The sequence below is a fragment of the Arthrobacter sp. ZGTC131 genome (assembly GCF_002929275.1).
Classification (GTDB): domain Bacteria; phylum Actinomycetota; class Actinomycetes; order Actinomycetales; family Micrococcaceae; genus Arthrobacter.
The window spans coordinates 26488-38700 of record NZ_PJIK01000025.1 but is presented as its reverse complement, the minus strand read 5'-3'; the positions used below and the strand labels follow the sequence as shown (position 1 = coordinate 38700).

General features: G+C 64.7%; 13 protein-coding genes and 1 pseudogene. 4 read left to right on the top strand and 10 right to left on the bottom strand.

The window, feature by feature from the left end:
* The 6 genes and pseudogenes from CXQ90_RS20665 to CXQ90_RS20640 form a co-directional block, all read right to left on the bottom strand.
* Positions 1-221 (bottom strand): annotated as a pseudogene (locus CXQ90_RS20665) (pyridoxal 5'-phosphate synthase lyase subunit PdxS); the annotation flags it as partial.
* Positions 222-360: 139 nt separating this feature from the next.
* Positions 361-981, bottom strand: a complete 621-nt coding sequence (pgsA, locus tag CXQ90_RS20660; protein ID WP_104141224.1) for a phosphatidylinositol phosphate synthase — start codon at positions 979-981, stop codon at positions 361-363.
* Positions 971-1558, bottom strand: a complete 588-nt coding sequence (locus CXQ90_RS20655; RefSeq protein ID WP_104141219.1) for an HIT domain-containing protein — start codon at positions 1556-1558, stop codon at positions 971-973. Before CXQ90_RS20655 ends, pgsA begins: the two co-directional genes overlap by 11 nt.
* 21 nt (positions 1559-1579) lie before the next feature.
* On the bottom strand, positions 1580-3589 hold the full coding sequence (gene thrS, locus CXQ90_RS20650; RefSeq protein WP_104141218.1) for a threonine--tRNA ligase: 2010 nt from the start codon (positions 3587-3589) through the stop codon (positions 1580-1582).
* A 161-nt stretch (positions 3590-3750) separates the two neighbouring features.
* Positions 3751-7302 carry a DNA polymerase III subunit alpha gene (locus CXQ90_RS20645; protein ID WP_104141217.1) on the bottom strand — a complete coding sequence of 1184 codons (3552 nt, stop codon included), beginning with the start codon at positions 7300-7302 and terminating at the stop codon, positions 3751-3753.
* Entirely contained in the window at positions 7299-7643 is a 345-nt protein-coding gene (locus CXQ90_RS20640) for a hypothetical protein (RefSeq protein ID WP_104141216.1), read from the bottom strand. Before CXQ90_RS20640 ends, CXQ90_RS20645 begins: the two co-directional genes overlap by 4 nt.
* Positions 7644-7786: 143 nt before the next feature.
* Between CXQ90_RS20640 and CXQ90_RS20635 the strand changes: the two genes are divergently transcribed.
* The gene (locus tag CXQ90_RS20635) at positions 7787-8173 is read left to right on the top strand and encodes a hypothetical protein (RefSeq protein ID WP_104141215.1); all 387 of its coding nucleotides are present in this window, start codon (positions 7787-7789) and stop codon (positions 8171-8173) included.
* A gap of 62 nt (positions 8174-8235) precedes the next feature.
* Here CXQ90_RS20635 and CXQ90_RS20630 read toward each other — a convergent pair whose 3' ends face one another.
* Positions 8236-8562, bottom strand: a complete 327-nt coding sequence (locus tag CXQ90_RS20630; RefSeq protein WP_104141214.1) for a chorismate mutase — start codon at positions 8560-8562, stop codon at positions 8236-8238.
* 14 nt (positions 8563-8576) lie between these two features.
* Here CXQ90_RS20630 and CXQ90_RS20625 point away from each other — a divergent pair, with 14 nt between their 5' ends.
* Entirely contained in the window at positions 8577-8999 is a 423-nt protein-coding gene (locus CXQ90_RS20625; RefSeq protein ID WP_104141213.1) for a VOC family protein, read from the top strand.
* A gap of 24 nt (positions 9000-9023) precedes the next feature.
* Here the strand turns inward: CXQ90_RS20625 and CXQ90_RS20620 are convergent, their stop codons facing one another.
* Positions 9024-9773, bottom strand: a complete 750-nt coding sequence (locus CXQ90_RS20620; protein WP_104141212.1) for an SOS response-associated peptidase — start codon at positions 9771-9773, stop codon at positions 9024-9026.
* A gap of 104 nt (positions 9774-9877) precedes the next feature.
* Here CXQ90_RS20620 and CXQ90_RS20615 point away from each other — a divergent pair, with 104 nt between their 5' ends.
* Entirely contained in the window at positions 9878-10135 is a 258-nt protein-coding gene (locus tag CXQ90_RS20615) for a mycoredoxin (protein ID WP_078028863.1), read from the top strand.
* Positions 10136-10208: 73 nt separating this feature from the next.
* Here CXQ90_RS20615 and CXQ90_RS20610 read toward each other — a convergent pair whose 3' ends face one another.
* On the bottom strand, positions 10209-11090 hold the full coding sequence (locus tag CXQ90_RS20610) for a LysR family transcriptional regulator ArgP (RefSeq protein ID WP_104141211.1): 882 nt from the start codon (positions 11088-11090) through the stop codon (positions 10209-10211).
* Between the two features lie 43 nt (positions 11091-11133).
* Here CXQ90_RS20610 and CXQ90_RS20605 point away from each other — a divergent pair, with 43 nt between their 5' ends.
* Positions 11134-11784 (top strand): LysE/ArgO family amino acid transporter, encoded by a 651-nt coding sequence (locus CXQ90_RS20605; RefSeq protein WP_104141210.1) that lies wholly within the window; start codon positions 11134-11136, stop codon positions 11782-11784.
* A 102-nt stretch (positions 11785-11886) separates the two neighbouring features.
* Here CXQ90_RS20605 and CXQ90_RS20600 read toward each other — a convergent pair whose 3' ends face one another.
* The gene (locus tag CXQ90_RS20600; protein WP_104141209.1) at positions 11887-12093 is read right to left on the bottom strand and encodes a hypothetical protein; all 207 of its coding nucleotides are present in this window, start codon (positions 12091-12093) and stop codon (positions 11887-11889) included.
* Between the last annotated feature and the right edge of the window lie 120 nt (positions 12094-12213).

The following is a 12213-nucleotide window of genomic DNA, read 5'->3' as shown; positions in this document are numbered from 1 at the left end:
CGGGACACGCCGCCCTGGGCACGGATGTCGGCCGGGACGCGCTCGAGCGCCATAACGGCAACGGCACCGGCGTCTTCGGCGATGCGGGCCTGTTCGACGTTGACGACGTCCATGATGACGCCGCCCTTGAGCATCTCTGCCATGCCGCGCTTGACGCGGTTGCTGCCCGTGACGCTGTTGGCGGACGAGCCGGCTTCGCTGCTTACATCAGGTGTAGACACAAAAACCCCTATGGGTAGATAGATGACCTTCGCCGGGAGTGCGGGCGGCACGGAAATGCCGTAATTTGCACACACCGGATTACCGGATCCATTGACCAGGCAGTCCTAATACTAGTCCCACCCCGGCAGCCCGGCTTAATCAGGTTTGTTCGGTGTCTTCGAGCGACTGGTCGCGGACCGCAAGCACACGTTGGACCACCGTGACGAAGCTTGCCAGAGCCAGCAGCACGAGGGTCACGAACAGCACTATGGAGGGCAGCCCCAGCCCCGTGAAGCCCGTGACCACAAGGACCGACACCAGCCGCTCGGCGCGTTCGGCAATGCCCACATTGGCCTGGAAGCCCAGTGATTCGGCCTTCGCACGAACGTACGACACCACCATGCCAAGAACAAGGCAGACGACGGCGGCAATCGCTATCGCCTCGTTCTCGCCGCCGGTGAAAAACCAGACAGCCAGGCCTGCGAAGAGCGCCCCGTCCGCCACCCGGTCCAGGGTGGAGTCCAGGAAGTTGCCCCAGCGGCCTCCCCCGTTCTGGATTCGCGCCATGATGCCGTCAATGACGTCGGAAAAGATGAAGGCGGTGATGAAGAGCGTTCCCCACCAGAGCTGGCCCAGCGGGTAGAACACCAGGGCGCCCACCACCACGCCGGCCGTGCCGACGATGGTGATGGCGTCCGGGGATACACCGATTCGAAGAAGCCAACGGGCAAGCGGAGAGAACAGCGCGGTGAAGAAACCGCGGGCATGCCTATTCAGCATGCGTCTCCCCCGGCCAGGCCTCGGCCACCTGCTGGCGGACTTCGTCGAGCGTCTGTGTAATGGCCTTGGTCTGGGCGATGATGGGGAAGAAGTTTCCGTCCCCGCCCCACCGCGGAACAATGTGCTGGTGGAGGTGGCCTGCAATTCCGGCCCCGCCCACAACGCCCTGGTTCATGCCGAGGTTGAAGCCGCCCGGATTCGCCACCTTCCGCAGCACGCGCATGGCGGTCTGGGTCAGCTCGGCGAATTCTGCCGTCTCCTCCACCGTCAGGTCCGTGTAGTCCGGAACGTGGCGGTAGGGGCACACCAGCAGGTGGCCCGGGTTGTACGGGAACAGGTTCAGCACCACATAGCTCGTGCGGCCCCGGTACACGATGAGGGACTCCTCATCCGTGCGTGACGGGGCAATGCAGAAAGGGCAGTCGTCCTGGTTCTTGAACTGGTGCTGTCCGCCCTTGATGTAGGCCATGCGGTGCGGAGTCCACAGGCGCTGGAAGGCGTCCGGAACACCGGCGAGGCCAAAATCGTCCGTCACCTCGGCGTCGCCCGGATAGCCCGCGCCCGTGTTCTCCTGCACTGTCTGCCCCCTCCGCCGCGGCTAGCTGGTCCGGTCGCGGACTGCATCCACGATCCGCTGGACAGCCTCGGCCACCGGCACGCCGTTGTCCTGGCTGCCATCGCGGAACCGGAAGGACACGGCGCCGGCTTCGGCGTCCTCGCCGCCGGCGATGAGCACGAACGGGATCTTGTCCTTGCTGGCCGTGCGGATCTTCTTCGGGAAACGATCCGAGGAGATGTCCACCTCGGCCCGGATGCCCGCCGCCTTGAGCTGCCCGACGACGTCGAACATGTAGTCGTTGAACGCTTCGGCGACCGGGATGCCCACCACCTGAACGGGAGCCAGCCAGGCCGGGAAGGCGCCGGCATAGTGCTCCGTGAGCACGCCCATGAAGCGCTCCACCGAGCCGAAGAGGGCGCGGTGGATCATGACCGGGCGCTGGCGGGTGCCGTCAGCGGCCTGGAACTCGAGTTCGAAGCGCTCGGGCAGGTTGAAGTCCAGCTGGATGGTAGACATCTGCCAGGTACGCCCGAGGGCATCCTTCGCCTGGACGGAGATCTTGGGGCCGTAGAACGCGGCTCCGCCCGGATCCGGGATCAGCTCCAGGCCGGAGGCGTCGGCCACCTCGGCCAGGGTGCGTGTGGCTTCGTCCCAGGCGGCGTCGTCGCCCACGAACTTGTCTTCGTTCTTGGTGGAGAGCTCCAGGTAGAAGTCGTCCAGGCCGTAGTCCTTGAGCAGGCCCAGCACGAAGTTCAGGGTGGAGGTGAGCTCGTCCTTCATCTGCTCGCGGGTGCAGTAGATGTGGGCATCGTCCTGTGTCATGCCGCGCACACGGGTCAGGCCGTGCACCACGCCGGACTTTTCGTACCGGTACACGGAACCGAACTCGAACAGCCGCAGCGGCAGTTCGCGGTAGGAGCGGCCGCGCGAGCGGAAGATCAGGTTGTGCATGGGGCAGTTCATCGGCTTCAGGTAGTAATCCTGGCCGGGCTTGCGCACGGTGCCGTCCTCGTTCAGTTCCGCGTCGATGTGCATCGCCGGGAACATGCCCTCCTTGTACCAGTCGAGGTGGCCGGAGACCTCGTAGAGGTGGCCCTTGGTGATATGGGGTGTGTAGACGAACTCGTAGCCTGCGTCCACGTGCCGCTGGCGGGAGTAGTCCTCCATGGCCTTGCGGATAATCCCGCCCTTGGGGTGGAAGACCGGCAGGCCGGAGCCCAGTTCGTCCGGGAAGGAGAACAGGTCCAGTTCGGCACCCAGCTTGCGGTGGTCGCGGCGCTCGGCCTCGGCTATGCGCTCCTGGTAGGCCTTGAGGGCATCCTTGGTGGGCCAGGCCGTGCCGTAGATGCGCTGCAGCTGCTGGTTGTTCTGGTTGCCCAGCCAGTAGGCGGCCGACGAGCGGGTCAGGGCAAAGGCATTGGAAATGAGCTTGGTGTTGGGCAGGTGCGGGCCGCGGCAGAGGTCGCACCAGACGCTGTCCCCGCTCTTGCGGTCCACGTTGTCGTAGATGGTGATGTCCCCGGCGCCCACTTCGACGTTGACGCCCTCACCGGCGTCGGCGGCGTTGTTCTTCTTGCCCAGGAGCTCGAGCTTGTAGGGCTCATCCTTCATGGCCTCGCGGGCTTCGTCCTCGGAAACGACGCGCCGGACGAACTTCTGGTTCTGGTTGATGATCTTGAGCATCATCTTTTCCAGGGCCTTGAGGTCTTCCGGGGTGAACGGCTCGGCGACGTCGAAGTCGAAGTAGAAGCCGTCGGTGATGTAGGGGCCGATGCCCAGCTTGGCGTCGGGGCGCAGCTGCTGCACTGCCTGGGCCATGACGTGGGCGGTCGAGTGGCGCAGCACGTTGAGGCCGTCAGGGGAATCGATGGTGACGCCTTCGATCTGTGCACCTTCGGGAAGGGGCTGGTCCAGATCCTTCAGCTCGCCGTCTACGCGGGCAACGACGACGTCGCGGCGCTCAAAGAAGAGTTCCGCGCCGGTGGTCCCGGTAGTCACCTTCATCTCTTCGCCATCGACGATGAGGGTGATCTGCTCGGCATCTGACACGGGTGTCTCCTATTCAAAGTTAAGGCTTCGTAGCTTGTGGCATACGGGGACCACAGCCAGCCTCGTCAATGGTATCTGTAACGGAAGAGGCCAGCCAAAGCGGCGCACGGGCAGCCGCGGCGCATCACGGCGCGGCTCCTGGGCGGGGCGGGGCGGGCGCGTCAGCCGCCTAGCCCGGTGATGGCCAGGTTCCTGCCGATTCCCTCCAGCGGTCCCGGCACCCTGAATTCATCGGAAATGACCGTGCCGGGGTGGAGATCGGTCGGGCCCTGGCGTGGGGCACCGTCCTCTGCGGAGACGGTGGCCTGCTCCGGGAAGGGCAGGGTGTCTATCCGGCTAAGGTCCCAGGCCATGCTGGCGCTCAGGCTGATCCCCCGCGGGCCTGTCCGCCTGGTGGTTCCCCGGATGAGCAGCAGCCGCGTGCCGAAAAGCAGGGGCCCGGCGTGCTCCTGGGCTTCATGGAAGAATACCGAGTCCACGCATCCGGTGCCGTCATCAATGCTGATGAAAACAACCCTGCGGCCGCCGCGCATCGGCGGGGTCTGGGTGGCAATCCGGACTCCGGCCACCAGGACCTCCGTGCCGTTCCTGAGCCCGATCAGTTTGTCCGCGGTGGTGACTCCAAGCCTGTCCAGGAGCGGCCGGTGGCTCGACATCAGGTGCTCGCTGACATCCACGGCCATCAGGTCAAGCTCAGCGCGGACATTCTCCACCATGGTGGGCGCCGGAAGCTCGGCCTTCACGTTCCGCAGCTCAACATCGCCCAGAGGCAGCGCCAGTTGCCCGTCAATGACGTCGAGGCCTTTCCGGACCTGCCGGCCCTGGAGGTTCTGGAGGTGCTGGACCAGGTCTGCCCGGTTGGCGGCACCGCCCGATTCACGGTGCAGGGAATCGAAGGCGCCCAGCTGGGCCAGCCTCTTGATACTCGGCTTACTCACCCTGGACCTGGCCCGAAGGTCAGCCAGGGAGTCGTAGGGCTGCCCGGCTACGATACGTTTCAGCTCCGCACCGGAAAGGCCGAAGATCCCGTTCAGGCTCAGCCTGATGCCCAGCTTCCCCCGGTCCGGCCCCTCCGCGACCCGCTCCACCCGGTACTCGGCCCCGCTGCGGTTGATGTCCAGCGGAAGGATGGGGATGCCGAGACGGCGCGCCTCGGCCACCAGCAGGCGTTTGGGGTACATGCCGGGGTCGTGTTCCCACAGCCCCGCAAGGAAGGCTTCCGGATGGTGTGCCTTTAGCCATGCCGACTGGTAGGTGGGCACAGCAAAGGCTGCGCCGTGGGCTTTGCAGAATCCGAAGCTTCCGAAGGCCTTCAGGGTCCCCCAGACCTTATCCACCACTTCCGGGGTGTAGCCGTTCTCCCTCGCCTTTCTGCGGAAGAACTCCTCCACCTTCGGCTCCTGTGCCTCGTTGCCCAGGGCGCGGCGGAATTCGTCTGCCCTGGCCAGCCCGCAGTGCGTCATCACGTTGAAGGTTTTCAGGATCTGCTCGTGGAACACGGTGACTCCGTGGGTTTCCTGCAGCACCGGTTTGAGGTCCGGATGGGGATAGACCTCCGGCGCGAAGCCGTGCCGGTGTTCCAGGAACGGCCGGACCATGTCCGATTTCATGGGCCCGGGGCGGAACAGCGAAATATCGATGATGAGATCGTTGAATTCCCTGGGAGCCATTTTGCCCACGAGTTCGCGCTGTCCCGGTGATTCGATCTGGAAGCAGCCCAGGGTGTGGGTGCTTCTGATGAGCTCGTAGGTGGGTTCATCATCCAGCGGCACAGCGTTGAGGTCTATGCGGCCGTCCTCGCTGATGTAGTCCGGGCCGCTGCCGTCAGGTCCCACGGGATGTGCCCCGGCGGCCACCACATCCTCCTTCGAAGGATGGATGCGGATGATCTCCCGCACGGCAAAGGCCATGGCGCTTTGCATCCGGACACCCAGCACATCGAGTTTGAGCATGCCCATGGGATCCATGTCGTGTTTGTCGAACTGGCTCATGGGCAGACCCAGCCCGCTGGGCTGGACGGGGGTGCGGTCCAGCAAGGTGGCATCGCCGAGAATCACGCCGCAGGGGTGCATGGAGATGTGGCGCGGAAGGCGGTCCAGCCGTTCGGTGAGATCCACCAGCAGGTCAAGCTGCTGGTTTTCCGAGAAGTCACGCTGCTCCACCCTGCCGGCAAATTCTCGCAGCTCGGGCTTTTCCTCAAGCGCCTCCCTGAATTTCCGGGCGGAGAACCGCCACAACTGCTTGGCGATCTCTCCCACATCGGCGTCGTCCATTCCCAACGCCATGCCGGCATCCCGGACGGCTCCCCTGGCGCGGTAGCCGTTCTGCATGCTCATCAGGGTGACGCGCTGGGCGCCGAAGCGGTCAAAGATTTTCCGGTAGACGTTGTGCCGTTCTGCGCTTTCGACGTCGATGTCGATGTCGGGCAGCGTGGACCGGTCACCGGACAGGAACCGTTCGAAAATCAGGTCATGCTGGAGCGGGTTCACCTGGCTGACATCGATGAGGTAATTCACCAGGCTGGAAGCCCCCGATCCCCTGGCGGCGGCCCGCACTCCCATGTCCAGGATCATCCGTGAAACCTCCGCCACTGTGAGGAAGTACGAGGCGAAGCCGAGGTTGGCAATGATCTTCAGTTCATGATCCAGCCGGGCACGCATCGCGGCCTCTGCCTTGCCTGAAATCCCCGGAAAGCGGCGTGTGACACCGGCCTCGCAGCGCAGGGCCAGCTCCGCCAGCGGATCCCCTTCAATCCCGATCACGGAGGCCTCGGGCACCACCGGCTGCTTCCAGCCCATGTCGGAGACCGGGTCCATGCGGCACTTGTCGGCGAGCGCCTCCGTTTGCGCGAGCAGCACCTGGAGATCCGCCGCCCCGTAGCCGGCGGCGTGAATGATTTCCTTACCCAGCTGAAGCATCTGCGCGGGCGATTTCAGCCAACCCTGGCCGTTGGGCTGCAGCAGCGGTGCGGCAGACAGTTCTGGCAGCGACTTCAGCGTGCGGGCGGAATCCAGGACGTCGGCTGTCGCGGCGCCGTCCTCAGCGCAATACCGGACTGCGTTGGTGAGTACTGCCGGCACGCGGTATTCCTGGGCGAGCTTGAGCATGCGCACGGCATGGGCCGTGCTCAGCGGCTCTCCGGGAGCGCTGAGGTGGGTGACAACTTCGGCGGCGAGACTCCCGGCCGGCAATGCATCCAGCCAGCTCTTGAACAGCGTGCGTGGCCGAAGGTAACGCCGCCCGCCCAAGGCCCGTCCGACGTCGGAATCAGGTCCGACCAGCACGGTAAGCACCGGCTTCAGGGTTACGGGGTCAAGGATCCGTGATGCGAGCTCGGCGCGTGTGACAGCAACCGGGACCGCTCCCCCGGCCTTGCCGGTGGTGCGCGCGTGCGCATCCGAAATCAGCCGGCACAATGCCTTGTAGCCGGCACCGTTGTTGTGGCCGTGTGCAAGCACCACCACCCTGCCGGAAATCTGGGTGCGGAGGTCTCCGTCGTCGTCGAAAACGGCGAGGTCAACCCCCACAACCGGGTCAATGCCGGCAGCCATGCAGGCCTTGAGGTGCTTAACGGTGCCGTAGAGCCCGTCCCGGTCAGTGCAGGCCAAGGCGGTGGCCCCCTCGGCTGCGGCCGCTTGGGCGAGCTCATCAGGCCAGGAAACACCGTAGTGGGCGCTGAAGGCGGTGGAAACGTGAAGGTGTGTGAACGTCATGCTGTCTTATGCCGGAGTGCGTCGTGGATCCGGAGCAGTCTCCAGCGTCCGCTGCCGGTATGCCGGACCAGATCCAGGGTCAGGGGTTCATGGGATTCCGCAGATTCCTCGCGACTGCCTTGGGTGCCGGCCGGGACAACCTGGGTGCGCCAGATCTCGTGATCCACGAGGCCCGGTCCGCTGCCAAGCGGCGCTCGCTTCTCCTCCGCCCACCATTGCCGGCGCTCATACCAGCGCACCGGTTCGGCGCAGACTGTGTACTGCCTGCCGCCCCACCGGAGTTCCACGGGTTCGCCCGCAGAGTTGCAGACGACGTCTACCGACTCGCTGAACATGCCCACGGGTGCCTCCGGAAACCAACGAGAATCTGCTGAATTTAAAGGGTCATTCGAATATGTATTCGAATACCTTCAGTCTACGCCGAGGCCCGGACAAAACCTAGATGGGTGTGGACGGACGGCGGCTTAGGGGGCAGGATGGAGCCATGAGTTCCAATGACGCGCTCCTGAAGCATGTAAGCATCGCCGCCAAAGAGGCCACACTGGTGGCCAAGTTTGATATTGACGGCAACATTCCAGGATCGGGAGCCTTTGTCGTGGGGCTCATGGCTTCCACTCCGGACTATTCGCATCAACGGAGGCTGGGGATCGAGTTCATGAACGGTGAAGCGGTCTCCATGTACTTCTTCAACCACGACGAAACGGAGGAGACTTTTGACATCAGCAACGTCGAGCACTCCGGCAACACCATTACCGGCAACTTCCCCGTGAGCACAGTCCTCGGGCTTGCCAAAGGACACCTCATGTCAGGCTTCAGCGACGCTGACGGCCGGGAATTCCAGTCCGGGGTGCCCGTGGAGGAATCCCTCTAGCCAGCTGCAGGGCTAAAGCCCCGGCAGGGCCATAGCCCCGGCTGAGGTGGGTCCAGCAGAACTTAGCTGTTGTCCTTGTGGATTTTCAGTTCGAGTTCGATGAACTTCGAGATCATGGTCCGGTACGTGCTTTCCACGATGTCCGGGTCTATTTCTTTTTTCACGGCAGCAGCACGGACATGCTCAATGACACGCTCCACCCGGCCGGGCGCCCTGACCTCGGCGTCGTCGCCCTTCAGCGTTCCAGCGATCCTAATCAGGCGCTCGCGGCGGGCAATCAGGGTGACGATCTGCTCATCCACCTCATCGACGGCGACCCGAACGGCAGCGAGCTGTTCTTTGTCAGCCTGGGCGTCTTTATCGTCTCCGTGATTTGTGGGCATGTCCATGACAGTATCGAACCATGCAGCCCCGAGTCGATTTTATTTCACTGGGAGTGCGAAGCGTCGCCGCCTCCCGCCGCTTTTATGTAGACGCCCTCGGCTGGCCCGTCCACCGGGAGGTCCCGGATGAGGTGGTGTTTATCCAGGCCAACCACGGCTTGGTCCTCTCACTGTGGGACGCAGCGCAGATGCGGGCCGAGGCCGGCGTGGACGCCCCCTCGGCAGTGCCCTGCATTACCCTGAGCCACAATGTGGGCAGCGCCGAGGAAGTTGACCGCGTGATGGCGCAGGCGGAAGCCGCCGGCGCCGCCGTCGTGGCCGCTCCCAAGACCCAGCCTTGGGGCGGCTACACAGGCTACTTCGCGGATCCGGACGGCTTCCGGTGGGAAGTTGCGTATAACCCCACTTGGACAGTGGACGACGGCGGACGCGTCACCGTCTGATTTCTGCCGGTGCGGCTGCCGGTGTCAGAACAGTGCCTCCACGGGTTCGATGAGTTCCGGGGAATTGTTGCGGACATTTCCGACGGCGGTGCCGACGGAGTCGACCCGCCAGCCGGCGGCGACGTCCGTCACCCCCGAGCGGACCAGGTCCACCAGGCCGGCGGCGTCGTCTGCCTGCGGATCGATCCAGGCCTCCATCGTTTCCCGGCTCATGGGAAGTGGGACGCGGTCGTGGAGGGCGGTGAGCTCTCCGAAAATCGTGTGCTCCGCACCTTCCGGCGGTGAATCCGCCGTCATGATGGACATCGAAAGCATCCAGCGGGCGGGATCGTCCTGGCCCTTCGACGGGTCCTTCCACCATTCGTAAAGGCCAGCGAAGACCATGCCGGAACCATCCCGGGGGCGGACATAATAGGGCTGCTTGGTGCGGCCCTCCCCCTGCTTCCACTCGTAGTACCCGTCAGCCGGCACAGCGCAGCGCCGCGACTGGACCGCTTTACGGAAAGCGGGCTTCTCCAGCACGCTTTCGCTGCGGGCATTGATCATCTTGGGCCCGATTCCCGGGCTCTTGGCCCAGGACGGCACCAGCCCCCAGCGCGCGACGTGCAGCTGGCGGACCGTGTCGCCGTCGATAAGCCGCTCAAGGACGATGGGGGCGCCGTCGGTGGGCGCAATGTTCCACGACGGCGGGATCGATGTTTCGTTTTCGATTTGGGCGTCGAATTCTGCCAGCAGGTCCCCGACCGCCCTGGCCATGACGTAGCGTCCACACATGGCACCAGCATGCCATCGCAACAGAGGCGGGGGAATACCGGCACCCGGGTTACCGTTGACTGGAAGGAAACAGACTGGCAAACACCCCAACCTGAGGAGACTCCGTGGATTTCACTCCCGAAGACGGCACCATCACCATGTTTTCGACCACGTGGTGCGGCTACTGCAACCGGCTCAAGAAGCAGCTGGACGCGCAGGGAATCGGCTACACCGAAATCAACATCGAAGAGGTGGACGGCACCGCCGAGCTCGTGGAGCAGATCAACGGCGGCAACCGCACCGTCCCCACCGTTCTTTTCCCGGACGGCACCGCGGCTACGAATCCTTCGGCAGCTGAAGTCAAGAGCAGGCTCGCAGCCTAGTAGCGCCCCTCGCCTCACCCACTGAAGCACTCCGGCCGCCCGGCCCGGCTGCCCTCCCCCAACCGGGGTTGGGTCAGCGGAGCCGGGCGGCCGCAGCTTTTTGCAGCGAGGCCGCAATTCTGGTGAGCGTGGCCGATTCCACCGACCATTGCTGCCAGTAGAGCGGAACGTCCATGTGGCGCTCGTCATCGAGGACAACGAGTGCGCCGGCCGCGATGGCATCCGAGGCCTGAAGGTCCGGCAGCATTCCCCAGCCGAACCCCAGCTCGATCGCGCGCAGGAAGTCGGCCGATGCGGGCACATAATGCCGCGGCGGACGGGCGGCACCGGGACCCAGCCGCCGCTCAAGGTAGCGGTCCTGCAGGGCGTCCTTGCGGTCGAAGACAACCACGGGGGCCGCGGACAGGGCCTGATCAGTAAACCCGTCCGGCAGCCACTGCTCGGCAAAGGCCCGGCTGGCCACTGCCCTGTACCGCATGATCCCGAGGGGCCGGGCAATGCACCCCTGAACAGGATTCGGGTTGGAGGTGATGGCCGCCATCGCCGTGCCTTCCCGGAGGCGGTCAATCGAGTGGTCCTGGTCATCAATGGTGACTTCAAAGCTGGTCCGGTCGATGCCCGCCAGGGCCGGCAATACCCACGTGGCCAGGGAGTCGGCGTTGATCACCAGCGGTATCCGCGGGCGCGCCCCGGCTCCTTCCAGGCCAAGTTCATCCATGGCCTCGCTTTCGAGGAGGGCCACCTGGCGGGCCAGCCGCACCACCACGCTCCCGGATTTGGTGGGCCGGGCAGGCTTGGTCCTCAGCAGCAGGACGCGGCCGGTCTGCTGCTCAAGGGCCTTGATCCGCTGGCTGACCGCCGACGAGGTCACATGGAGGGCTTCAGCCGCCCGGTCGAAGGTGCCGTGTTCGATCACCGCGGCAAGCGTCCGGAGTTGTTCGGTCGTGGCATCCATCCTGAATTTTCCTTAAGGTACGTAAGAAAGTTTAGCTGTACTCATGATTCCCCCGCCGCCTAGAGTCAGGCAAGTGGAACTCACAACTACCTTCGGATCACTCCTCGCCGGCTTCGGCGCCGGCCTCTCGCTCATCGTTGCAATCGGGGCCCAAAATGCCTTTGTGCTGCGCCAAGGATTGCGCCGCGAACACCTGGCACCCATCGTGGCTATCTGCATCGCCAGCGACGCTGTGCTGATCGTTGCCGGCGTCGCGGGAGTGGGCGCCCTGATCCAGGCTGCCCCGTTTGCGCTGGCAGTGGTCCGCTGGGCCGGCGCTGCGTTCCTTCTCGCCTATGCCGTCATCGCTGCCAGGCGCGCCCTGAATCCGGGGGCCCTCTCCGCCTCAGGCCCGCACTCCAGCACTACACTGACCGCAGCGGTGACCACCGCCGTCGCCCTGACCTGGCTCAACCCGCACGTATACCTGGACACGGTGGTGCTCCTGGGTTCGCTGGCGTCCGGCCACGGCCCCGATGGCCGCTGGCCATTCGCCTGGGGTGCGGTGGCCGGCAGCACGCTGTGGTTCTGCCTCCTCGGGTTCGGCGCGAAGTTCCTTGCGCCCGTCTTCGCCCGCCCCGGAGCCTGGCGCGTTCTCGACGGCGGAATCGCCGTCCTCATGACAGTCCTGGCCGTGCTGCTGGTTGTTCAGTGACTCGGGACGGTGCGTGCGGCTGAACCCACTGGACGCCTAACAACCGGGGCCGCCCGAACAAAAGGATAGGCACCGCCGCAACGGTGCCTATCCTGTTTGTGCCTAGACCTTCTCGTGGACGCGGTCAGTCATCGGTTTCGGAGCCATGTGTTCCCTGCGGCGGGCAAGGAAGGCCCACAGTTTGGCTTCGTCTGCCTGGGCCCGGGGTTCCGGGGTTTCCGCAGGTGCCGTATCCCGGCGCTCTTCAGGCTTCCGGGTGGCGTCCTTCTTGGTGCCCCAGCCGAAATCCTCACGCGATGAGTAGCACATCACCGACCTCCTTTACAGCGGCTGTCCTTTAATGGTGCTCCGGTTTGGGCCGAAAAGTCGACGGGATTCGGGACGTTTACGAAGCAGATGCGTTGGCGTTGCTTACCAGTTGATCCGGTG